The organism is Streptomyces sp. NPDC104307 (assembly GCF_055584045.1).
The window spans coordinates 550,922-573,330 of the sequence record NZ_JBVJMU010000002.1 but is presented as its reverse complement, the minus strand read 5'-3'; the positions used below and the strand labels follow the sequence as shown (position 1 = coordinate 573,330).

Annotated in this window: 18 protein-coding genes; 11 read left to right on the top strand and 7 right to left on the bottom strand. The window is 66.9% G+C overall.

The annotated features are described in order from the left end of the window. The first annotated feature begins 54 nt into the window (after positions 1-54). The 5 genes from ACZ601_RS09215 (at position 55) to ACZ601_RS09195 (ending at position 6,307) form a co-directional block, all read left to right on the top strand. The gene (locus ACZ601_RS09215) at positions 55-1,326 is read left to right on the top strand and encodes an ATP-binding protein (RefSeq protein WP_469534940.1); all 1,272 of its coding nucleotides are present in this window, start codon (positions 55-57) and stop codon (positions 1,324-1,326) included. Continuing rightward, positions 1,323-2,447, top strand: a complete 1,125-nt coding sequence (locus ACZ601_RS09210; RefSeq protein WP_469534937.1) for a tetratricopeptide repeat protein — start codon at positions 1,323-1,325, stop codon at positions 2,445-2,447. The genes ACZ601_RS09215 and ACZ601_RS09210 overlap by 4 nt, the downstream gene beginning before the upstream one ends. A gap of 536 nt (positions 2,448-2,983) precedes the next feature. Beyond that, positions 2,984-3,229: a hypothetical protein gene (locus ACZ601_RS09205; RefSeq protein WP_469534936.1), complete on the top strand. Its 246-nt coding sequence runs from the start codon at positions 2,984-2,986 to the stop codon at positions 3,227-3,229. A gap of 514 nt (positions 3,230-3,743) precedes the next feature. After that, positions 3,744-4,154 (top strand): hypothetical protein, encoded by a 411-nt coding sequence (locus ACZ601_RS09200; RefSeq protein WP_469534934.1) that lies wholly within the window; start codon positions 3,744-3,746, stop codon positions 4,152-4,154. Further along, positions 4,151-6,307, top strand: coding sequence for a tetratricopeptide repeat protein (locus ACZ601_RS09195; protein WP_469534932.1), 2,157 nt, complete (start codon positions 4,151-4,153; stop codon positions 6,305-6,307). Before ACZ601_RS09200 ends, ACZ601_RS09195 begins: the two co-directional genes overlap by 4 nt. A 22-nt stretch (positions 6,308-6,329) precedes the next feature. On the opposite strand, the gene ACZ601_RS09190 is transcribed toward ACZ601_RS09195, so the two are convergent. The 3 genes from ACZ601_RS09190 to ACZ601_RS09180 form a co-directional block, all read right to left on the bottom strand. Next, positions 6,330-7,181, bottom strand: coding sequence for a methionyl-tRNA formyltransferase (locus tag ACZ601_RS09190; RefSeq protein WP_469534929.1), 852 nt, complete (start codon positions 7,179-7,181; stop codon positions 6,330-6,332). An 82-nt stretch (positions 7,182-7,263) separates the two neighbouring features. Beyond that, positions 7,264-7,887 carry a DUF6879 family protein gene (locus tag ACZ601_RS09185; protein WP_469534926.1) on the bottom strand — a complete coding sequence of 208 codons (624 nt, stop codon included), beginning with the start codon at positions 7,885-7,887 and terminating at the stop codon, positions 7,264-7,266. Then, the gene (locus ACZ601_RS09180; RefSeq protein WP_469534924.1) at positions 7,880-8,149 is read right to left on the bottom strand and encodes a hypothetical protein; all 270 of its coding nucleotides are present in this window, start codon (positions 8,147-8,149) and stop codon (positions 7,880-7,882) included. Before ACZ601_RS09180 ends, ACZ601_RS09185 begins: the two co-directional genes overlap by 8 nt. Positions 8,150-9,072: 923 nt before the next feature. On the opposite strand from ACZ601_RS09180, the gene ACZ601_RS09175 reads away from it, so the two are divergent. Then, positions 9,073-9,804: a DUF5919 domain-containing protein gene (locus ACZ601_RS09175; protein ID WP_469534921.1), complete on the top strand. Its 732-nt coding sequence runs from the start codon at positions 9,073-9,075 to the stop codon at positions 9,802-9,804. A gap of 248 nt (positions 9,805-10,052) precedes the next feature. Here the strand turns inward: ACZ601_RS09175 and ACZ601_RS09170 are convergent, their stop codons facing one another. Beyond that, on the bottom strand, positions 10,053-10,871 hold the full coding sequence (locus ACZ601_RS09170; protein ID WP_469534919.1) for a hypothetical protein: 819 nt from the start codon (positions 10,869-10,871) through the stop codon (positions 10,053-10,055). 217 nt (positions 10,872-11,088) lie between these two features. Here ACZ601_RS09170 and ACZ601_RS09165 point away from each other — a divergent pair, with 217 nt between their 5' ends. From ACZ601_RS09165 to ACZ601_RS09145, 5 genes are all read left to right on the top strand, one after another. After that, complete coding sequence (locus ACZ601_RS09165; RefSeq protein WP_469534916.1) at positions 11,089-11,772, top strand: hypothetical protein; 684 nt, start codon at positions 11,089-11,091, stop codon at positions 11,770-11,772. A 92-nt stretch (positions 11,773-11,864) separates the two neighbouring features. Then, positions 11,865-13,292 (top strand): ParB N-terminal domain-containing protein, encoded by a 1,428-nt coding sequence (locus ACZ601_RS09160; RefSeq protein WP_469534914.1) that lies wholly within the window; start codon positions 11,865-11,867, stop codon positions 13,290-13,292. A 2-nt stretch (positions 13,293-13,294) separates the two neighbouring features. Then, complete coding sequence (locus ACZ601_RS09155) at positions 13,295-15,121, top strand: DEAD/DEAH box helicase (RefSeq protein ID WP_469534911.1); 1,827 nt, start codon at positions 13,295-13,297, stop codon at positions 15,119-15,121. 151 nt (positions 15,122-15,272) lie between these two features. After that, a complete protein-coding gene (locus ACZ601_RS09150; RefSeq protein WP_469534908.1) occupies positions 15,273-15,926 on the top strand; it encodes a protein NO VEIN domain-containing protein in 654 nt (217 codons plus the stop codon). Between the two features lie 269 nt (positions 15,927-16,195). After that, positions 16,196-17,488 (top strand): DNA cytosine methyltransferase, encoded by a 1,293-nt coding sequence (locus tag ACZ601_RS09145; protein WP_469534907.1) that lies wholly within the window; start codon positions 16,196-16,198, stop codon positions 17,486-17,488. Here ACZ601_RS09145 and ACZ601_RS09140 read toward each other — a convergent pair. The 3 genes from ACZ601_RS09140 to ACZ601_RS09130 all read right to left on the bottom strand — a co-directional run bounded on the left by ACZ601_RS09140 (position 17,423) and on the right by ACZ601_RS09130 (position 22,408). Beyond that, positions 17,423-17,812: a very short patch repair endonuclease gene (locus ACZ601_RS09140; protein WP_469534905.1), complete on the bottom strand. Its 390-nt coding sequence runs from the start codon at positions 17,810-17,812 to the stop codon at positions 17,423-17,425. The genes ACZ601_RS09145 and ACZ601_RS09140 overlap by 66 nt on opposite strands. A gap of 88 nt (positions 17,813-17,900) precedes the next feature. Further along, entirely contained in the window at positions 17,901-20,834 is a 2,934-nt protein-coding gene (locus ACZ601_RS09135; protein ID WP_469534903.1) for a Z1 domain-containing protein, read from the bottom strand. A gap of 44 nt (positions 20,835-20,878) precedes the next feature. Then, positions 20,879-22,408: an ATP-binding protein gene (locus ACZ601_RS09130; RefSeq protein ID WP_469534901.1), complete on the bottom strand. Its 1,530-nt coding sequence runs from the start codon at positions 22,406-22,408 to the stop codon at positions 20,879-20,881. Between the last annotated feature and the right edge of the window lies 1 nt (position 22,409).

Below are 22,409 nucleotides of genomic sequence, written 5' to 3'. Positions count from 1 at the left end.
ACCCCACGCCCACGGCCCCGGGGTGTGTCGTACGGCGCCGCTAGGCTGTCGATCATGTCGGACGACTCCCCTCTCATACAGAGCCTGCGGACAGCGGTCGCCGCCGCGCCCGCCGATGTGCCCCTCCGGCTCCACCTGGCCCAGCTCCTGCTGGAGGCGGACCGGTCCGACGAGGCCGTCGCCGAGGCGGCCGTGGCTCTGCAACACGCGCCGGGCGACGTCCAGGCCAGGGACCTGATGGTCAGGGCGATGGGCGCACCGGCCCCGTCCGCGTCCCAGCCCCCGCCCGCGTCCCAGCCCCCGTCCCCGTCCCAACCCCCGCGTACGCGGACCGGGTTCGACTGGAAGGCCGCGGAGGAGCAGGTCGGGGACGCGGTGCCGCCGCGGTTCACCGAGGCGCCGGTCCGCGCGGACGGACAGGACGACTCCGCGGGCGCCGACGCGTGGGACGTGGAGGACCCCGGCACCGTACGGCTGGCCGACGTCGGCGGCATGCAGGAGGTGAAGGACCGCCTGGACGCCGCCTTCCTCGCCCCGCTGCGCAACCCCGAGCTGCGCAAGCTGTACGGGAAGAGCCTGCGCGGCGGGCTGTTGCTGTACGGGCCGCCCGGCTGCGGCAAGACGTTCATCGCGCGGGCGGTGGCCGGCGAACTCGGCGCCGCGTTCCTGTCGGTGTCCGTGAACGACGTGCTGGACATGTGGATCGGCAACTCGGAACGCAACATGCACGAGGTCTTCGAGACTGCCCGCCGGCAGGCGCCCTGCGTGGTCTTCCTGGACGAGTTGGACGCTCTCGGCGCCAAGCGCAGCCGCACCGGGCACAGCGGCATGCGCAACGTGGTCAACCAGCTGCTCAGCGAGTTGGACGGCATCGACTCCGCGGCGAACGAGGGCGTCTTCGTCCTGGCCGCCACCAACGTGCCCTGGGACGTGGACAACGCCCTGCGCCGCCCCGGACGGCTGGACAGGACGATCCTCGTCCTCCCGCCCGACGGACCCGCCCGGGAGGCGATCCTCCGCTACCACCTGCGGGACCGGCCCATCGAGAACGTCGGACTGGGCAAGCTGGTCAAGATCACCGAGGGGCTGTCCGGCGCGGACCTGGCCCATGTCTGCGAGGCGGCGGCGGAGCGTGCGCTGCTGGACTCGGTGCGCACCGGAACCGTACGGATGATCGGCATGAAGGACCTGCTGGCCGCCGCGAACGAGGTAGTGCCGTCCGCCGAACCGTGGTTCTCCTCCGCGCGCAACGTGGCGATGTTCGCCAACGAGGGCGGCATGTACGACGACCTGGTGACGTACCTGAAGAAGAGGCGCAAGCTGTGACCACGACCCCGCACCCCGCGGTGGAGCGGGCCGACCTGCTCATCGACCTCAAGCGGTACGAGGAGGCCAGGGAGCTGCTGGCCCAGCGGCTCGCGGAGGACCCCGAGGACATCCGGGCCTGGATCGAACTCGCCCGGAGCCATGTCGAGGACAAGGAGGACGGCGCGAAGGCGCTTGAGGCGACCGAGCGGGCGCTGGCCCTGAACACCCAGGACATCGGGGCGCTCCTCATGCATGCCCGCGCCCTGCGCGTCGGGGGCCGCTTCCCGGAGACCGAGGGCGTGCTGCGCGAGGCGATCCGGCTGGCGCCCGACTACTGGTTCACCTACGCGCGGCTCGCCGACTGGCTCTGGCGTATCAGGATGATCAGCTCCGGACATGCCAACGGCGGCCAGGTCCGGCGCGAGGACATGGAGGCCGCCCTGCGGGAGGCCGACGCCATCGCCCAGGAGGCCATCCGGCTGGCCCCCGAGCAGGCGTACCCCTACGAGGTGGCCTGGCTCATCGCCGACATGTCCGCCGACCGGAGCGCCGCCGCCCGGATGGACGAGGCCATCCTCCGCCTGGACCCGCAGCACGAACAGGCCCTGGCCCGTCGGACGAAGGCCGCGGCGACCGCCCCCGGCGTCAAGGCGAAGGAAGCCGCCACCCTGTACGCCGACGCGCTGGCCTCCACCCCGGACTCCGTCCCCATGCAGCGCGGCCTGGACGCGGCCTCCTACCGCCTCCTGCGCGGCCTCCGCTGGCCGGCCCTGCTCTGTCTGGCCCTCGCCGCCACGGGCATCGACCTGTTCGCCACGGACGGGGACACCCAGCGAGAACTGCCCCTGGTCCTCGGCCAGCGCCTCTGGGACCTCGTCCCGATGGCGGTCATCTGGGCCCTCGGCGCCCTCCTCCGCTACCGCCGCCTCCGCGCCGGCATCCGGGTCAACCTCCGCTCCCTCATCAGCCGCATGCCCTGGTCCCGCACCGTCCTGGGCCAGGCGGCATGGGCCATGCTCTGCGCCCTGCTGATCACCCAGATCCCCTGGACGGAACGCACGATCCCGCTCGTCCTCTTCTGGGCGGGCCTGGTGCCGTCGGCGGCGACCATGTGGTTCGACCGGCCGAAGGCTCCTTGAGCCGGGGTGAAGAGGAAGTCGGGGCGACGCTCCGGGGTTCCTTGTGGGCAGCTCAGTAATGCCACCGGTTCGCACTGGCCCGGTAGCTGCATGTGATCTTCCGCCCGGCTGCGTCAGTGGTCGTCGCCCCGACATCGGCGTTCCTGCAGAACTGCCCGGCGTGGTAGCAATTGCCGGCGTTGGAACGGATGCTGCAGACCTGCGTCGTGGTGGAGCCTCCGCCCGTCGCTGTACTCCCACCCGAACTGGAACTGCTGCCGCCGCTGCCACCGGACGAGGACGACCCGCCACTACTGGACGTACCGCTTGAGGCGGCGCGCGGCGGGTGCGCACACGACTCGTTCGTTTCCACGATCTTGAACGAGAGCCTGGTGGAGGCGTTGTACGTACCGGCGGACGGGCTCTGTGAGCACACCTTCCAGTTGGACGTGTGGGCCACGGATCGTCGCAGTTCGCTCGCGTCGGCGTACGAAACAGACTTCACGTGGTGTCCGCGAGCGTCTGCCACGGCCTCGCCGAGGTTCCACCCGGCATAAGTGCCCACCGTCTCCTTGACGACGGGCCTTTTCGAGGGGGTCGCGGACGGGGACGCCGAGGCGGTTTCTGAGGGAGAGGCCGAAGCCGTCGCAGACGGCGAAACCGATGCCGATGCTGATACCGACGCGCTCGCAGAAGCCGAAACCGATGCCGAAACAGAAGCCGAAACCGCGTTCTGGTCCCCGTCGGAGCACGCCGAGATGCCGATGGAGAGGGCCATGAGCCCGACCACCATGGCTCCGTAGGCCCGGCGTTCCTTCCTCCCACGCCTCATGCCCTGGGCTCCGCCGGATATCGAAGACCTCGGTGCATCCCGAAGAGACATGCCACCCCCCATTTCTTGTTCTCGATCGTTGCTGCTGCCCCGCGCTCGCGTGCTGTGTCGCGGCGTGGATGCGCGCCGGCCTCCGAGGTGTGAGTCACCCAGAGCGTCAGACCGGTGAGATCTTAAGACTTTGTGAGGATGGTGTGTAGCTGGTCTCGATATTTTGTGATGACGCATTGATCTTTCTGGCGAGCCCAGGGCGGAAGAGCCCCTGCGTCAGGGCGCCAGGGCTCCAGCGCCTTGAAGTCCGGCTCCGGCACAGAGGGCAGGACCGTGCCGCACGAGCACCGTGGCGACTGCGCCGACCGCGCTCTACGCGGCGGTCCGTAGCAGTGGGGCGAGGGCGGCATGAAATGTCGCTGAAAGTCCGGTGTACTGAGACCGCGTCGGCTCCATAGGCTTGTCACTCGGGCCGGACAGAGGGAGGGCAAAGGATGGACGCGGAGATCACCCTTTTAGCAGGCACCGCCGGGACGACGATCGCGGCGCTGCTGGCGACCGACACCTGGAACGGCGTGCGGAACGGCCTGATCACGCTGTGGAGACGTGCCCGGCCGGACCACGAGGAGCAGATCGCCGCCCAGCTCGACACGTCGCGCCAGGATCTCCTGGGCTCGCGGAGCAGCGGTGACGAGGAGACCGAGCGGGAGATCGCGGCGGAGTGGCAGGGCCGCATTCGCCGTCTCCTCGTCGCACACCCCGAATTGGTGGCGGAACTACGCTCCTTGCTGACCGAACTCGACCCCGGCGCACCCGTCATCCCGGCCGTCACCCAACGCGCGACGGCATCCGGCAGTTCGCGCATTTACCAGGCCGGCCGTGACCTGAACGTCGACCAGCGGTGACCGGCCGCAACGACGGCCGGGCCACCGATCAGGGACGCGTGTACCAGGCCTCCGGTGACCAGCACATCACCGAGCACCATCATCACGGCGCCGCCTGGGGTGGCCCGGACTCGGTGCGGCATCCGCCCGTCGGCCGAGCACCGGCGATCCTGAGGGATCGTGGCGAACTCATCGGACACCTGAGGGAGGCGGTCGCCGAGGACGCCGGAAGCACCGTGTTCGTCCTGCACGGCCTGGGAGGGTGTGGAAAGACGGCAGTGGCGTGCGCACTCTTCGAACACGCCACCCGGGAACGCGGACGCCTGGGCCTGTGGGTCAACGCCTCCGATCAGGCATCCCTGCGGGCCGGGATGCTCGCTGTGGCCGCCGATCGCGGCGCCGGCGACGGAAAGCTGATGGCCGCGCGCAACGGCCTGCGCGCGGCCGCGGACTTGGTCTGGGACCATCTCGACCAGTCCGACGTGCCATGGCTGCTGGTGCTGGACAACGCCGACGACCCAGCAGTGCTACGGGACGGCGGATGGCTGCGCACCAGCCCCCGCGGAACCGTCCTCGTGACCACACGGCAGGCAGCCGGCCACTGGTGGCCCGCCGCCGAGCTGCTGTACGTGGATGTCCTGCCGCGTGAGGAGGCGGCCCAGGTCCTGCGCGACCTTGCTCCCGGCACGGGTTCTGCCGAGGACGCGGCCGCCATTGCCGACAGCCTCGGCCGCCTGCCGCTCGCCCTGACTCTGGCCGGTGGTTTTCTGGCCCACCAGGTGATCGCACCCTGGACGATGGAGGAGTACGGGCGTCGCCTGCGGGAGCGTCAGGACCCCATCGAACTGATCGACCGGGGCGCCGTCGAGGCAGGCAACGACTCGCGTCACCTGGTCAGCGGAACGTGGCAGCTTTCGCTGAACTCCCTGGCCGGGCAGAACCTGCCCGAGGCTGTCGCCCTGCTGCGCCTTCTGGCCTGCTGGTCGAACGACCCGCTACCCGTGTCGCTGCTGGCCGACGTCCGGCTCGATCTGCCCCTGCCCGCCGACCGGGTGGAACTGGCGCTTCGGGGGCTGCTTGACCACTCACTCACCGAACTCGTTTCCGGCGACATCCGCTGCTTGCGCACGCACGGAGTTCTCCTCGACAGCGTCGCGCGCGTCACTCCGGCCGGTGAGCGCGACCACCTCGCTGCCGCGGCGGCCGGACTTCTTCTGCACTCCCTGCCCGCGTCCCCGGAACGCGGCTTGCGTGACAGCCTGCTCACGCCCCTCACCCCGCATGTCCTGGCGTTGCTTCGCCGCGTCAACACCTGGCCCGAGACCACAACCGGCACCGCCGAGTCCGCAGCCACTTGTGCCCTGCGCCTGGCGACGGCCCAGCATCGCTCCGGCGACTACGCATCTGCGCTGGCCACGGCCGAGCAGGCGACGGCTCTCGTGCAACGACGGCTCGGAAACGATCACGTCCTCGTCCTGCGCCTGCGACAGCGGACAGGGAAGGCTACCGATCGTCTGGGGCGCCTTGAGGAGGCAGCCAATCTCCACCGCGAGCTGCTCGACGACCTCGAACGGGTCTGCGGCCCCGAGGCGCTGGACACCCTGACCACCTGCCTCCATCTGTCCCGCCCGCTGGTCTGGCTCGATCAAGTGACGGAAGCCGTGCAGTTGATGCACCGGGCGGTTGCCGGGCGAGCCACACTGCTCGGTCCGTGGCACCCACTGACGCTGGAGGCGAGGGCGTGTCTGCTCGAACTGCCTCCTGGGCCGCACCTGGACCGTGAGGCATTGGCAGGAACGGATTTGGTCGCCGACTGTCTTCGTGAGCTGGGCCCGGACCACCCGATCACGCTGGCGGCCGACCTCAACTGCGCGGGGGCGCTGCTCGGTGCCGGAATGCATGACGAAGCACTGCTGTCGGCCCGCCGTGCGCTGGCGGCTCACGAACGCCGGTTTGGAGCCGACTACCCGATCACGCTGGCGGCACGAAGCCTGCTCAGCAACGTCCTGAACACGGTCGGAGAGCACCGGGAGGCCATTGAACAGGCCGAAGTCGTCAGGGAATGGCGTGAGCGGGTACTCGGTCCGGAGCACCCGTGGACGAGAGGGATCCGGGACAAGTTGAGGCGGTACCGGCGCTCCCTGGCGGAGGCAACGTCACCGGACCCGCACTGACACGCGGCGCTTCGGTGCCGGCTCAGGAGCCGGAGTCCGCCACCGGTACGGACTCCGTGATCCACACGGGGCCATCCCCACACATCACCTTGACTCCGTCCGCCGTCTGCAACGATGTGCGCAGAACCCGCAGACGATGGTCAGCCACCATAGCCACCGGGCCGGATCTTCCCGAACTGCCGAACCTGATGGCGCGCACCTGGTTGTGGATGACCTCCCTGGCGGCGCTCCAGTCGATCTGCGAGAACTCGGGTTCCATCCACCCCGCGTAGGTGGCAGAGCCCTCCTGCTGCGGCGTACCGGGCGAACCGGCTGCGGCCAGCGAGAGCGCGCGGGGCAGAAGCCGCTCGATGTATCGGTCGACCTCTTCCCACAACAGCTGGGGGGCGACATCGTCGCCCAACGCGATCCCTGCCTCTTGAGCCAGGATCCCGCCGGAGTCAAATTCGCTCTCCATCCAGTGGATGCTGATGCCGATTTCCTTGTCACCATTCCTGATCGCCCAATTGACCGGAATGGGGCCTCGATATTGTGGCAGCATCGATGTATGCACGTTGATGGCACCCAAATTGGTCGACCGAAGTGCAGCCGGCGGCAACTTCCAGGGGAATCCGTAGCAGACGATGAGATCGGCCTGGTACCCCGCGACCATGTGCGGCAGCATATTCTTCCGACCCGGAATCAGTAGATCCATCCCGGGCGGCAGCGCATCGACGATCTCGCCCACGACGTCGCCCGCCCCGCGTCGCGTCGGTTCGCCCGGCCGTAGTGATCGAGCATGCAGGTATGCGACGGGCGTGTGCCCGGCCTGCTCGCACACGCTGTGGAGGAGGGCGAATCCCTGTGCAGAGTACGAGATCAAGATAATGCGCATATGTAGCCCTTACGGTACGACTGAAATTCGACCGCAACTTCATGCCTGTTCCGGTCTCTCCGCCGAGTCCCGGGCAGGATATTCAGCCAAGTTCCTCGGTCACGGTCGGCGGAGGCAGCGGTGCGACCCGGCGGGTGAAGAAGTCGTCCAACGGCTCGCCGGCCCGGTGCATTTCCTGGATAGCTTTCCGCCACCGGGAGATGGTGCGCGGATCGTCGAAACGGATCCCGCCCGCGAGTTTTCCGCCGCCGTCATACAGCACCTCGTACATGACTGAGGAGCCGAGGATCACGATCTCCGGAAGCGGGCGCTGCGCTTCGTACCGGAGAACGCCGTCCCGACCGAGGACCCTCGTGTCCTCCCCGCACTGGGCCTTCAGGTGCAGCAGATGGAGTTCCCACTGAAGGTACGGAGAGATGGGCTCCTCCGCACAGCGCACACGGTGGAGGGCGAATCCGCTTTCGGTGATTTGCTGGAAGTACTCCTCGTAGTGGCCCCGTTGCGCCTCGATCAGCGCCACGGACTCGTCCCAGTGCCCCTTGCGGAAGGCCTCCCAGCTCTCCACCCCGGGCTCCTGAAAGCTCTGCTGACGTTCGAGCTTCCAGAACCCTTCGGAGCCGGAACGCCAGAAGTGACGGCTGAAGTCCTCGGAGTAGTCGTCAAGTCCCAGGCGCAGCCCGGATCCGCCGGACTGTGGGCTAAGCATCAGGAAGGTCCGCCTTCGCGGCAGCTGCTGTCCTGCGGGGGATGACGACGATCCGTTCGTCCGGGGCGACGACGAGCCCCGGGGGAAGGCTAGGCAGGTAGGAATCGGTGAGGTCACGGCCAACGACGGCGATGTCCCCGTTCTCCAGTTCCCAGATGTCCGGGCATCCCTGCTCGCCGCCCGTGGTCCCGAGCTCGGCGGGGGATCCGCCCAAGCGGCGCACCAGCGGCGAAGAAGGATCGGCTTCCCAGCCCCGATTCATCACGGCTCTCCATTCAGTCCCCCCGAAGGTAACGGAGATCACACCCGGCACAATGTCAGGCAACGACTTCCGGCCACCCGAACACAACAGCTCGTCCCGCTGCATCAACCGGATACGGCGGGCAGACCGCGGGCCCGAGGCCGGCCGGCAGCAACGACCGGACTCGCGCCGGGGGGATCGTGACAGCGTCACATGCATGTGTAGACGCCGGCCGGTGAACTACTGCTCGACCGGTGTAGGGGGCGCATCCCCTTGTGCGCGACTGCCTTGCGAAGTGGACGTCGGGGAGGTGGTGCCGGGCAGCGGCCGTGATCGCCGAGCCGGCCGGGCGGCGGTGACAGCGCCCTGCTCCTCGGGGAAGCCGCGGTCGGCAAGTTCGCGCAGCAGGACAGCAGTGATTGCCTCGACGGCTCCCGCGTTCAAGATTCCGACGTAGACGTACGGTCTGCCGGTAGAGGTCGTCGCCGGCCGGATTCCGCGGTAACTGCGTTCAGGGACGCCCAGCTCCGCGAGAGCTGCCCTCAACCCTTCGCTTGCCGCCAGGGCCGCTGCGTAGCTCTCTCGCCACTGGGGGAGGCCGACATCGGTCACTGGATACCCCGGGCTCCATGAGGGTGCCTGCGGATCTCTACGGAAGCGTCCGTAGCGCGTGAGTAGTCACCCGCACGTCTGGCTGCTCGCCGTTGCTCGGCCAAGTCGGAGCAGATGGTGCAGTTGTCGGCCGGTTCCGGGGGTGCAGGGGGAATGGGGAGCTCGAAGGGCCGGGCGGTCGCCGGCCTCAGGGTCTTCATGGCGGCAAGGATGACTGCCCGCATGGGACGTATCTACGCGAACGTCAGGGACAGTCGGGCGGGCTGCCGCTAGGGTCCAAGAAGGCCCAAACGTCGCAGGGGGAAGTCTTGAACGTCGCTCTACGGTCGGCTATGTCGGACGCCCGGCTCTCGCCTCGCAGACTTGCGGCTCGCATTGGTGTCGCGCCTAAGACTGTAGAGCGGTGGCTGGCCGACGCCGAGCTGATGCCGCACGCAAGAAACCGTACTGACGCCTGTCAGGCACTGAAGGTGGATGAACAGATGATCTGGCCGAGGGCTGTGCAGGACCGGGTGAAGTCTGGTCATGACCGGGAGCTCGTTCAGGCCTACCCGTACCGTTCCGCGTGCCCGTCGACCGTATGGAGGGATTTGACCGAAGGGGCTACGGAGCAGATTTACCTGGCCGGATACACGAACTACTTCTTCTGGCTTGAGCAGCCGGCCTTCGTCGACACCCTGCGCAGGAAGATCGATGCGGGTTGCCGCGTCAGGTTCCTGCTGGGGGATCCGGACGGTGAGGTAACTCGTCAGCGCGAGATGGTCGAGGATGTCGCCCTGACCGTCTCCACGCGAGTCCGGATCACCCTCGAACACCTGGAGCGCCTCAGTGCTGCGGGCCGTGCGGAGGCCCGGTTCAGCAGTCAGGAAGACGCTGTCAACCACGTGTCTCTGTCCGTGTTCCGATTCGATCAGCAGGCCCTGGTCACTCCGCACCTTGCGCGGCTTGTCGGACACGATTCGCCGTTGCTCCATCTTCGACGTCAGGGTGACGGCGGGATGTTTGACCGGTTCGCTGAACACGCCGAGGAGCTATGGAGCCGTGGCTTGCCGGTACCCGTATGAGTCCTGGCTGTTGGCCAAAGGAGGCACTGGCATCCTGCCGGTCCAGACGTCAGGCGCTGATGAGCGTGGCTGGCGCGATCGATGTGCCCTTGGAGAGTCAGTACTACTTGGAGATGGTCGACGCCCGGCTGGCAGACGGGGCGCGCGAAGGTGCGAGGTGTCCAGGTCCGGAGGTATGCCCGGATTGCGTGGGCTTCTTGTTTCGCGCATCAGTCCGTAGACCAAGCTCAGTAGCGTGATCGACGCGGTCAGCCCGCAGACCGCGTGGCTGCCGTGAGCATGAACGTGACGTCGCCGTGCCGGCCGGCGTCGTTCAGTGCCGCCGCGATGTTCAGGACGGCTTGTCTGTCTGCTCGTTCGGTGACGCTGACCAGTATCGCCTCGGCTGCGTCGTCCAGTCCCGCCACACGACAGGAGGTGACGGCCTCGACGATGCCGGGGGCAGAGTAGGAGGCGCCCGCCTGCCACAGGAGGAAGCCGGCTTCGTGGTTCTGGCCATCGGCCAGGTATCTGGCCACCAACCCCGTTTCCGGCCAAGTGAGCTCTGCCGATTCTGTGGGGCGCCGGTCCCCCTCGCTGAGGGGGACCGGCGCCCCAGTGTGTTCCTGTGGCACTGAGATTTCCCGTCGCCGGGAACGGCGGCGCAGGCGTCGCGCCCGTGCCAGCCCGGGATTCGAGACGATGGGGGAGGCCGGCTGCTGGGCGGGCTTCTCAGGCTGCTCGGCAGCTGCCGGATAGCCGACGGCGCAGCACCCGCAGTGCTTCGTCTTGGCATCGAGGCGGAGGGCCAGAAGTTCGTCCAGGGCATGGGGCAGGGGCCCGCTTCCGGTCGTGGCGGCGTCCTTCTCCACCGTCGTGTAGAAGTCCCGCAGCAGCGATTCGTCGGGGATACGCCCAGCATTGAGGTGGTTTGAGAGGGTCGTCGGCTCCTGGCAGGCGTCCTTCGCGATCTGTGCCTGGGTACGCGGGCTGCATTCCCGGATCTCACGCAGTGCCTTCGCCAGGGCGCTTTGGGCGGCGCTGATGTGAGGCGGCAGCTCTTTCCAGTTTCTGCGGTTCACGGTCACGCAGGCAGGCCTTCCGTTTCACTTTACGGTGCGGAACAGATGCTAATTCTGTCGGAATTAGGAGTTCTTCGGAAGCGCGTGGAAGTTTTCCGTACTGCCTCGAAACCTTGCGGGACCTGGCGTGATGGGACGTCAGGGCTCACAGTGGTGATGTCCGTGAAGGGCCAGTCACCTGGCTCTCGGGGATTGCCATGTACCTGAAGCGAAGGGCCTCTGGATGACTCTGCCGTCCTGGCAGGACGAAAACCTCGGAACGATGAAGCGCGCAGCGCTCTGGCTGGTGACTGTTGTAGGGGAGGGCAGCATCTTCACCAAGGAGGAGCTCAAGAACGCGCTCCCTGGCGTCAGCCAGGTGGATCGCCGGGTCCGTGAGCTTCGGGACCACGGCTGGAAGATCGATACCCACCGCGAGGACGCTCTTCTGGGGCAGCACGAGCAGCGTTTCGTCGCACAGGGGCAGCCTGTCTGGATCCGTGGCAAGGGAACCAGGGTCAGTCCGTCTCTGACGGAAACCCAGCGCCGGAAGGTCCTGGCCCGTGACGGTCACCGCTGCCGGTCGTGCGGGATTACGCCCGGCCAGACGTACGCCGGTACTTTCGAGACCGCCCAGATCGACATCGCCCGGCGGAGCGTCAAGCTGCCTGACGGATCCACTGGCGTGCAGCACATCGCTGAGTGCAACCGCTGCCGTGTGGGCGGGCGCTTCCTGGAAGCCGATCTGGAAGCTGTACTGGACGGCATTTCCAAGCTCAGCGGTCTGAACCGGCAGACCATCGCAGGCTGGGTTGCCGCCGATGAGCGCGAGTTCAGCGTCGTGGAGCGGCTCTGGTCTGACATTCGCACGCTGCCGGCGGAGTCGCGTGACGAAGTCCGCAAGGCCCTCGGGCTTCCGCCTGTCTGACGCCCGGCGTCGGCTCGTGGCGGGGCCGCTGTGAACGGGCGGCCTCGCCATGAGTTGAGATGAACCCTTTGAGTATGAGGAGAGAACGGACCGTGACTGAGAACGCCAGGGACTTCGGCCTGCCGCCGCACGCCGCCAAGAACAAGGTGACCGTCGAGGGGCGTCTTCTGGACGCGGCCGCCGGCAGCGGCCTCCAGGAAACCCTGACGATCGAGTGGCGTACGAAGCCGGAGGTGGTGCAGGTTATCGACATGCCGGTGGACTCGCTCTACTACAACCCCGGAACGCACAGGATCCAGGCGCAGCGGAGTTACGACCCCCGGCTGGACCGCCGGCTCGACGAAGATCCGTGGAGCGACGAGAGCCAGGACTATCTTGACAGCCTCCTGAAGGCCGAACCTTCCGATCCTTCTAAGCGGGACAAGGACTTCGATGCGCTTCAGCAGAGCCTCAAGGAATTCCGGCAGAACGAACCGGGGCTGATTACCCGCGAGGGCATTCTCGTCAACGGCAACACCAGGGCCGCGGCCCTGAGGGAGCTTGGGGTGGCCGAGATCCGGGTGGCTGTCCTGCCGGAATCCTGCACGTGGGCGGACATCAATCGCGTTGAGCTGTCCTTGCAGCTGCGCCACGACACCCGGCGCCCGTACTCGTACATCAACCGGTTGCTCACGATCGACGAGCAGGTGGAGGCTGGCCGCCCGTTGAAGGAGGTAGCACGGGACTTCCGTATCAGGGAATCGACGGCTGAGCAGGACCTGTGGGTACTTAACTGCCTTCGGGACCTGAAGGAGAGGTCAACCTCAAACGGCGTGCAGCTCCGGCTGCTTGACTTCGAGGATGCCCAGGAGAGGCTGCGTGAGGTGCATCGCGCTTATGCCAAGGAATCCAAGAAAAACACTGAGAGGGCGGAACTCCTGAAGGAGAACCGCCTCGCCGCCATCGTGATGAACTTCTCCAAGACCGACCTTCGTCTTATCGAGCCGGACTTCCGGGACCGCTACCTGGAGACCCGTCTGCCTGAGGCGCTGAAGCCGGCGCCGGCAGCGGTTCCGGAGCGGGTGATCCCCGGACTCAACCGCGCGGTGAGAGCTGAGGTACCCCAGGTGGTGGCGGCCCGTGCGTTCACCGACTCGGTTCTCCGGGCGAAGGCCTTGGTCAGGGCGAAGGCGGGCAAGGTCCCTGCGGCCCAGCAGGAGGAGGCGTCAGCCCTCTTCGACGCCGCGCACAGCGCGGTTGAGCGAGCGCTGGATCCGGCTGGCAAGGACGCCCGTGTCCGCAAGCGGAAGCAGGCTGCCCCCGACCGCCTCAATGACGCCTGCGAGGACATCGATCAGTGCATCACTGACATGGTTCTGGCCAGTGCGGCGAACAATCTCGATGAGGAAGCCCTGGACGAGGCCGTTCTCAAGCTGAGGACGACCTTGACGAGGCTGGCCCAGGCCACTGCCCGGACCATCCAGGTGCCTGGCGATGGCGTTGAGTGGCTTCGTGACGCGGTACAGCAGGACCTGTCGTGATTATGGCGTCTGATGAATCGTCCCTGCAGATCGGCCTGGATGTAACGAGGACCAAGGCCGTCCTGCGGGTCGGCGAGCCCTTCCGCTCCGACCTGACACGGCTCGCTGCCCGGTTTCCTGGCGGCAGTCCGCGCGGCCGTCTCGCACTGGAGATGGAACTCGATGACTTCCTCGTGGGCATCGACGTGCTCGCGGACTGGCCACACCCCGACTCCGTGGTCTGGTCCGACGAACTCGGCTCCCTGGTCGGGGAGGTCCTCGACGATGCTGAGCGGGCTGAGGAGCAGCTCCGCGCGGCCAGCCCGGCCGAGGACTGGGACGACAGTGCTGTGGAAGCGGCGCTTGGCTCCGGCTGGTGCGCTGGTCTCACGGAGTTCCAGCGACGGGATGTCGCGCGTCTGCTGTCGCTGCGGCACGGTGCCAACTTCAGTGTTCCCGGTGCCGGAAAGACCCGTGTGGGCCTGGCGGTGTACGCCGCTATGCGTGAACGCGGTGAGGTGCGTCGGCTTCTGGTGGTCAGCCCTAAATCAGCGTATGAGTCGTGGCTTTCGGAGAGCGAGTCCTGTTTCAAGCAGCCGCCACACACGGTTGTGATGGACAAGACCCCTGACGTCAGAGCCGAAATCATGATCGTCAACTACGAACGCCTGGACCGGTCGTTGGCCGCGCTGGCAGACTGGCTGAGGAGCGCACCATCCATGATCATTCTGGATGAGGCGCACCGGATGAAGCTCGGGGCCCGGGGGACGTACGGCAGCGCCTGCATGGCGCTGGGCCCCCTTACCCGGCGACGCCTCATTCTCACCGGGACGCCCGCCCCGAACGGGGCCCGGGACCTTGAGAATCTCCTGTCGTTCGTGTGGCCCGGCCATGGACGCAGAGTGGTTACCCAGGCGGTGGCTGGCGGCGATCTCGCGTACGCGAGCTCAGTGCTGCGGCCCCTGTTCACGCGTACGACGAAGAAGGAACTGGGCCTGCCGCCCTTCGAAACACGGATCCGGCGTCTGAAGATGCCGCAGCTGCACCGTGAGGTGTACGACGCGCTCGTGGGACGGTTCACCGCACGGGCCGAGGCGTCGCGGGATGACTTCGACGCCCTGGGTAAATCCATGCTGCGCTTGCTGATGGCGGCTACGAGCCCTGCGTTGCTTCTCGAAGGCGAGCGGGGTCACGAACCGCTGACCTTCCATGTGCCGCCCCTTGAGGTGCCGGAAGGTGAATCACTGTACGCGCTCATGAAGAACCTGCCCGCGCATGAGCTGTCTCCGAAGTACAAGGAAGCACTCAGTATCGTCGCGGCAAACGCGGCGATGGGGCGCAAGACCCTTGTGTGGACGACCTTCGTGCGCAGCATCACCACGATGGAGAGTCTGTTCGCGGCGTACCGGCCGGCGGTTGTCTACGGCGCAACACCCAACCGGGAGGAACAGATCAGGCGGTTCCGTGAGGACCCCGACTGCCACGTCCTCCTGTCCAACCCGGCCACCCTTGGTGAGGGGATCAGCCTGCATCACGTCTGCCATGACGCCGTCTATGTCGACCGCGACTTCATGGCGGGGCGATTCCTGCAGAGCCTGGACCGGATTCACCGGCTTGGGCTGGCCCCTGACACCCAGACGCGTGTCACCGTTCTGGCGGTCGAGGGCACGATTGACGAGGTGGTGGCCATGAGGCTTGAGGAGAAGCTTGAGTTCATGGGCCGGATCCTCGACGACCCTGCCGTGCAGCAGCTCGGCGACCTGGTGGATGAGCCCTCCGGCGCCGCCGGCATGGATATGGCGGACGTCCGCGCACTGTTGGAACACGTCGGTGCCGTCGCTGCCCACTGAGGCGACGCGCCGGGCGGCGCTTCGCTGGCTGGTTGAACCGCGCGTGGCTGGGGTTCCACGGGTGCGGGCGCTCTTCACGCACCACCCCTGTTATGCGGATCTCACGCCGGCCCAGTACGCCGAAGGCCTTGCCTGGCTCAGGCGGGCTGGCATGGTGACCGCCGCAGGCCTGCCTGTCGTGGATGGGGATCTGGGGGACTGTGGGGTGATGGATGACGGAGAGCAGGAATCGGTTCCCCGCGTTCTGCGGAGCCAGGAGGCGGAGGACGCGAGGCGAGCCGTCGGGGCCGCAGGTGAACAGGCGCTGCTCCGGCTGATTCGCGATAACGGGATATCGCATGTCAGACATGTGGCCGCAGAGTCCGATGCCTACGGGTACGACATCCAGGCCGCGAGGTCTGTGTCGGAGCGGGCTCACATTGAGGTGAAGTCGACCACCGACCCGACCCGTTTGGTGATTCATCTGTCGAGGCACGAGTACGAGGTGATGTCGCGTGACGAAGACTGGTGCCTCGCCGCTGTCCTTGTCGGCAAGGACGGGAGCGCGGTGAACGTGGCCACGGTCAGCAGCCATTGGCTTCACTCGGCTGTTCCCGCTGACCAGACAACGCGCGGCCGCTGGGAGTCGGTGCGCCTCGATGTGCCGGCCCATGCGCTTACTCCGGGGCTGAAGACGCAGACATGGCAGCCACTGCCGGGCGGTGTGCTGCCTGTGTGCCCTGTCTGGGACTGTCCGCCGGCGGCGAGTGGTGTCGAGCGTGGCGGATGGGCGGCTCGGCAGGAACTCCACTTCAGCCCGAATTAGCTTGCGCGTTCGATTACAGTCCTCTTTGCATCTGCCGTGAGCTGTGAGGTGCCGCCCAGGGGCCTGCCGTGCCGTCTAGGGATCTCCACGCCTCTGGCCCGGTAGGCTCTGTCTGTATCGCGTTTCAACTTTGGCCCGAAGGGGCTGGCCGACAGACTCGGCCGTGTGGCCCGCGAGGACCTGTCGCGACGCGGAGGTCCTCGCTGCCCATCCGTACGTACAAGAGGAGACCGGAGCCGATGGGCCTCCAGCCGCACCAGGAGGGCCCGATGGCGCCCAGCGACGACGTCCTGACCTCGATTGAGATCTGCGCGGGGGCGGGCGGGCAGGCCATCGGCCTCCACGAGGCGGGTTTCAAGCACCTGGCGCTCGTGGAGATTGACTCACATGCCTCGAAGACACTCCGGCTTAACATCGGCAGGCTGGCGGAGTGGCGCTGGGAGAAGAAGTACTGCGACGTTATCTCCGGTGACGTCAACGACTTCTCCCCGCTGTCTTCCGAAAAAAATCAAACAGATGTGAAGAAGGCTCAGGGGTACCTGGGGAAGCCGCTAGCCAAGGGCGATCTTCACCTCCTGGCGGGCGGAGTTCCGTGCCCGCCCTTCTCGCATGCGGGAAAGCAGCTTGGTAAGGATGACGAGCGTGACCTTTTCCCGCGCATCCTTGATCTCACCGACGAGCTTCGTCCTGAAGCGGTGATGATCGAGAACGTGCGCGGAATCAAGGACGCGAAGTTCGACGAGTACCGCGCCTACATCAAGGCGCGCCTTGAGAGCGGAACGGCTAAGCACCCTGTTACCGGAGTCACCGAGAAATTCGCAGGTCTTGGATATCAGGTCTGCGAGTGGGAAGTCCTGGAGGCCAGCGACTTCGGTGTTCCGCAGTTGCGCCCCAGGGCTGTGCTGGTGGCCATCCGCACGGATGTGCTGGGGGACCTCAAGTTTGTATGGCCGACGGCCACAGGAGCTCCCAGGAGTGTCTTCCAGGCGCTGGAGAAATCCATGGAACTCAGGTACGCGCCGTACCTGAAGCAGGGCGGAGAGGTCGCTTGCCTTGCGAAGAAATGCCTGGGCCGGTGGAAAGAAATGGCGCAGAGTGCGGAGAGCCGGAAAGACTTCGGTGTGGCCCCCACTCTGGTCGGCGGATCAAAGAAGCACGGTGGTGCAGATCTCGGACCCAGTCGCGCGAAGGCTGCATGGAACGCCATGGGAGTCTCTGGTGTTGGTGTCGCCAACGCTTATAAGGAAAGCGTTGAAAAGAACAGTCACGAGCGGGATCTTTTCAGGCCTGAAGGTCCGATGCTGACTGTTGAACAGGCTGCGATCATCCAGGGATTTCCGGAGAACTGGGAATTCCACGGCGGGAAGACCGCGCGCTACCGGCAGGTCGGCAACGCTTTTCCGCCGCCCGTCGCGGCTGCGGTGGGCCAGGCTATCGCCGACGTACTGCGCGCGGCTCACCAACGTGACCGCCTCGCGGCGGACTCTCTTGCCGGACTACCCGGACAAGCGGCGTCGCCGCTCCCGGACCGTGCTGACGATCCTGAGGGCGCACGCGTCTGAGTCCTGGTGCTCCCAGAACCGCAGGACCAGCCAGCCGGCGTCGGTCAGCCGCTCGTCGGTGTCGCGGTCCCGGGCCACGTTCCGGGCCACTTTGTCTGACCAGTAGCCAGGATTGGTCTTGGGAGCGACGTAGTGCTCGGGGCAGCCATGCCAGTAGCAGCCGTCGATGAACACGGCCACCTTCGCCGGACGGAAGACCAGGTCTGCCGTCCGGCGAAGGTCTGGCAAGGGTCTGGCGGCGACCCGGTACCGCAGCCCATTTGCGTGCACGAGTCGGCGGATAAGCCGCTCCGGCTGCGTGTCACGGCTGCGGATCGCTTGCATGTTCCTCCTGCGTGCCGCAGAAGAAGCCCACGAACCGTCTGGCGGGGTCCAGTCTGTGGGATCAGGCACCGCAGTCACTCCAGAGTTGTCATGGCACTTCAATAGTGGCTTCATCGAGTCGGGACGAGTCGACCGCGCGGAAGCGAACGTAGGGTACCGAGTCTCCTGAGGCACTGGCGGCCGGGATGAGTGCGGCTGCCAGTACCACCTTGGCCGGATCGATACTGCCGCCAGTCACGAGCCCTGAGGGGTTGCCGAGATCAGGGTCGACTACCGGATAGAGGAGCACAGCCCCACGGCGCGGCCTGTGCAACTGGGACGCGAAGGGGTCGTCATCTCTGAGCGGGCGCAGGCCCGCGATCCGCTCAGCAGACTGGCGGTGGGATACACCAGAGATGCGGTTGAACATGCCTCGGGCGTTCCGCTTGCGCTGTACGAGTGTGACGGGCGGGGTTCCGAGGATGCTCGCTGCCACGCTTGTCGGTCCGGAGGTCTGGGGAAGGATCAGTGTCCAGTCGTCGGTAGCGCAGCCCGTGTCACTGGCGTCCTTGAGATACGTCAGGTGGGGAGCGAAGAGGTCCGGGCGGCCCCAGGCGAGACCGCTCATGATGCCGAGAAGCTGAGTGTGGCTGAGGATCGCTGTCTTGGCTGGATAGCGGGTGTAGCCGCCACGGTCATCGCCGGAGAGAGTGACGAAGACAGAAAGGTCCTGGCCTAGGGCCTCAAGAGCTGGCCGCCAGATGTCGGCGTTGTGCCGCAGCTCCTCCACCCCCGTCGGGTAAGCAGTCGGCTCCACCCACTGCCCCGGCGACCGGATCTCCACCAGCTCCGCGTTGAACATCTTGTTGCGGGCCGCAGGCCTGAGCCAGGAGAGGTGCTGGGAGACCAGTGGAGGGATCTGGGCCGGGGTGACCTGGGGTTTGCCGTCCACCAGGGCGGCGTACCGGGTGAGCTGGGTCCGGAACGTTTCTTCGTCGCGGCAGATGGCTTCGAAGGCTTCGTACAGGTCGACCGTCTTCGACTTTCCCACCGCTTCCTCGCGGCCGATGTAGAGGCGGACCAGGTCGCGGTAGCCGGGGCGGAAGCCGAACCAGCGGCCCATCTGCATCAGCGTGTCGGCCTGCTGGGTCGTGCGGCGGTAGTACGTCACCGTGAGGCCCTCGACCGTGAAGCCGCGGGAGAGCTTGGTGCCGCCGACCAGGATCTTCCACACGTGCGGGGTGCGGTCGAAGTCGAGTTCGGGCTGGGCGTAGTCGCGTTCCGTGTCGCCGTTGACCACGAGTACGGGTGTACCGCCTGCGTTGATCAGCTGGCGGGCGCGCGACACGTAGCCCTTCAGGACGGCATACGACTGCGGTGTCGGCAGACCGTCGTCCGCGAAGCGTTGGAAGTCGGAGGCCAGCAGGGCGGCCAGGCGATCGTGGCCCTCCTGACCGGTGTACGCCGCCTGGTGCCACATGGAGTTGATGCGCAGGGCGAGGGCCGCGTGCTCGGCCATGCGTACCGACTCGTGGACGAGCATCGTGTGGTGGCGGAACGGGCCCTCATCCACGCCACGGTCCGCGCGGTAGAGCTTGAGCGCACCGGTCAGGACGAAGGCGTCCAGTGCTTCCTGGAGGCGGTCGCCCGAGTCCTTGTAGACGCCGCGGATGTGCGTCTCCTCAGCCGTGCCCTCCGCTGATTCGAGGTCGTGGAAGTCCTGGACGCCCATGTAGCCGGTGGGGCGGGGCAGCGAGATGAGGAAGTCACGCGGGAAGATGTCCTCCCCGTCGCCCGGGTCGACGAAGACGTTGGCGAACGGCGTCGCGGTGTAGCCGACGTACTGGGCGCGTGGCAGCAGGGTGAGCAGCTGAGAGATCTGGCTGTTGATGGCCGTACGGGCCACCTTGCCGTCCTCCCACTTCTTCGGGTCCGTGGTGTTCACCGAAGCCTGGTCCGACTCGTCGTCGATGATCAGCGCGGGGATCTCGGAGAGGATCGGACCGATCTTCTTGAGGTCCTTGATCAGCTTGTCCAGCACGGACTTGTTCTTCTTCACGACCATGACGCGGGCTGCCGCGTGGTGCAGATTGGCCGGGTCGTGGAGGGGCAGGGTGCGGGCCTGCTTCTCGATATCAAGGGCCCGGATGCCGTTCTCCAGGCTCTTGTAGTCGTCGTCGCGAGTGGTCAGGCGCTCGATGTCGAAGGCGCCCAGGGCGGAGGGGCGGCCGCCGTGGCTGACGAACTTCGTCGGCCAGTCCTCGTCGTCCTGGTAGTCGATGCCGACCAGCGCGTCCGGATCAGCCGGGTCAGCGCCGCGCAGGATGTTCTCCCTGCCGATCAGCTCCATGTCCAGCCGGCGCTGTGTCTGGCCGCGGAGCAGGTTCAGGGTGCCGCCGAGCACGATGACCAGGCGGTATCCGGCATCGATGGCCTTGGCCGTGACACCCGTGAAGTTCGCTGTCTTGCCCGACTGGACATAGCCCACGACGAGGCCGCGTGCCCCGTACGCCTCGGTCCTGGCCGGATCGGAGAGCCGCTCGACCACGGCGTGGCTCGCCTCGTCGAGGCTGGCAACCGCCGCGTCGGACCAGCCCTTGCGCCGCAGGAGCTCCTCGTAGGAATTCCAGTAGAAGGACCGTGCGGCCGCGACGTCCCGCGAGTACCAGGACGTGAACTCCTTGCTGATCACTGCGGGGCCGGGCTCCTTGAACACCGGGACCGCTCCGTCGAGCGCCTTGCGGAGATCGGCGCCGAAGCCCAGCCGGTCGTAAGTGTCCGCGCGGCGGGTGTCGGTGCGGGCCGCAGCCGCTGACCAGTCAGCCTGCTCCGCGAGATCCCAGGTGGTCAGGGTGCGGTGCCAGAGCGTGACGAGGGCGTCGCCGGGGCCCGCTCCCGCGATCCGGTCCCGGAGGTGACCGAGCGTGGTGTCGGCCGGCTCCTCGGCCTCCGAGAGCACGAAGGCGAGCTTGGCGAAGGGTTTGGGGCCCCGTCGCATCGCGGCCAGCACGTCGCCGTGCAGGGTGAGCAGGTGATCGGTCATGTCTGCGGATTCCTCCGGTCGGAGCGGATGCGGCGAGTGGTGGTTCAGCGTTCGAGCTCGCAGCGCGCCGCAGTTACCAGGACGCTGTTCCACAGCGCCACGTTGTCGGTGTGGACGGCCCGGACCCGCTCCTTCTGGAAGATCTCGTTGACCATGAGATACAGCATGCTCTTCACCACCGGGGCGTCGTTCAAGCCGCCCCGGCGGCCCCCGTTCAGCACCTGCCGGTATTCCTTGTTGAGCCGGACCTCCCGCTGCTCGCGGTCGAGTTCGAAGAACACGTCCGAAGGCAGGCTGTCCCAGCGGAAGGCGATCGGGTCCTCGCCCTCCAGCTCCGGCAGCTCATCGCGCAGCGTCCGTCGCAGCTTGGGGTCCAGGCCTTTTCCGGCCGGCAGGACAGCCTTGCGCTGGGGTTCGGTGGCGCGCCTGGCCGCCTCCCTGTACGTGACTGCCGCCTCCTGGACGTACGCGCCGAAGGTATGGCCCGTACTGTCCACCGCCTGTTCCAGGCCGCGTGCGAACGCGGGCGTGACGGTGACACCGTCCTTTTTCACGGTGAGGCTGAAGACGTCATTCGGCCTGGTCGGCAGGTCCAAGGCGATCCGTGCGAGGGCGAGGTGGCCTTCCGGGCTGCGGGTGCTGTTCCAGCCGCCCGCCTGGACGAGCCGGTTGTTCCGGTAGATGTAAAAGCCCTGGCGTTCTGCGAGCGGACCGATCCCGCGATAGCTCACCAGGGGCGACTTCGGCGGCCAGATGTGGGCGGTGAGAGCGACCTCGCCGACGCCCTCGACCGGTGCGGTGTAGGTACGCGGGAAGCCGGTCCGGCCAGGCACCCGGTAGCCGAACGGGTCGATCGGTTCGACGCCCCGGTGGTCCAGCTCCTCCGTGGTCCGTACGTCCTCGACGACGATGTCTATGTTGAAGTCCTCGCGGGCGAGGAACCGGTGGAGGTAGAGGCCGAGGTGGGTCTCCAGCTTCTCGATCGCGTCGTTGAGATAGCGGTCGGCCTGGCCCGTGGTGATGGTGTCGAAGGCGCGGACCTTGTCCCAGCGGACGATCGTGCCTTGCCATTCGATGAGACCGTCGTATCGGTCGACGAGTTCCTGGCAATAGCCGGGGTCCACGATGTCGCAGGCGAAATCTACTTGGGCGCGTGATGTCAGCCAGCGACGGCCCGTGGACGGGCTGCGCTTGGTACGACTGATCACCGTCAGCGAATCGGCGTGCGAGAGGGATGCGGCCTTGAGGCCGGAACCGAAGTGGCCGAGGGCGGACTCGTCGTACCCTTCGCGGCCGCCGACCGTCATAGCTGTGTCCAGGGCGTCGTCTCCCATGCCGTGGCCGTCGTCGATGACGAGCAGGCTGACGAGACGGTCGTCATCGCGCAGGAAGCTGATGACGACGTTGCGGGCGCCCGCGTCGATGGAGTTGTCGACCAGGTCGGCTATGGCCGCCTCGAAGCCGTACCCCTGATGGGTCAGTGATTCGACGTACCGGGCGGCGGGCGGAAGCCGCTTGGTCCCGGTGGTCGGTACCTCGAACTGCCAGTCGGCAGAGTGCTGATAGGGCGGCATG

Excerpts from the sequence above, each read along its gene's own strand:
- ACZ601_RS09215 (WP_469534940.1), top strand. The coding sequence starts at position 55 with ATGTCGGACGACTCCCCTCTCATACAGAGCCTGCGGACAGCGGTCGCC.
- ACZ601_RS09200 (WP_469534934.1), top strand. The coding sequence starts at position 3,744 with ATGGACGCGGAGATCACCCTTTTAGCAGGCACCGCCGGGACGACGATC.
- ACZ601_RS09190 (WP_469534929.1), bottom strand. The coding sequence starts at position 7,181 with ATGCGCATTATCTTGATCTCGTACTCTGCACAGGGATTCGCCCTCCTC.
- ACZ601_RS09185 (WP_469534926.1), bottom strand. The coding sequence starts at position 7,887 with ATGCTTAGCCCACAGTCCGGCGGATCCGGGCTGCGCCTGGGACTTGAC.
- ACZ601_RS09180 (WP_469534924.1), bottom strand. The coding sequence starts at position 8,149 with ATGAATCGGGGCTGGGAAGCCGATCCTTCTTCGCCGCTGGTGCGCCGC.
- ACZ601_RS09175 (WP_469534921.1), top strand. The coding sequence starts at position 9,073 with ATGTCGGACGCCCGGCTCTCGCCTCGCAGACTTGCGGCTCGCATTGGT.
- ACZ601_RS09165 (WP_469534916.1), top strand. The coding sequence starts at position 11,089 with ATGACTCTGCCGTCCTGGCAGGACGAAAACCTCGGAACGATGAAGCGC.
- ACZ601_RS09155 (WP_469534911.1), top strand. The coding sequence starts at position 13,295 with ATGGCGTCTGATGAATCGTCCCTGCAGATCGGCCTGGATGTAACGAGG.
- ACZ601_RS09150 (WP_469534908.1), top strand. The coding sequence starts at position 15,273 with ATGGTGACCGCCGCAGGCCTGCCTGTCGTGGATGGGGATCTGGGGGAC.
- ACZ601_RS09145 (WP_469534907.1), top strand. The coding sequence starts at position 16,196 with ATGGCGCCCAGCGACGACGTCCTGACCTCGATTGAGATCTGCGCGGGG.
- ACZ601_RS09140 (WP_469534905.1), bottom strand. The coding sequence starts at position 17,812 with ATGCAAGCGATCCGCAGCCGTGACACGCAGCCGGAGCGGCTTATCCGC.
- ACZ601_RS09135 (WP_469534903.1), bottom strand. The coding sequence starts at position 20,834 with ATGACCGATCACCTGCTCACCCTGCACGGCGACGTGCTGGCCGCGATG.
- ACZ601_RS09130 (WP_469534901.1), bottom strand. The coding sequence starts at position 22,408 with ATGCCGCCCTATCAGCACTCTGCCGACTGGCAGTTCGAGGTACCGACC.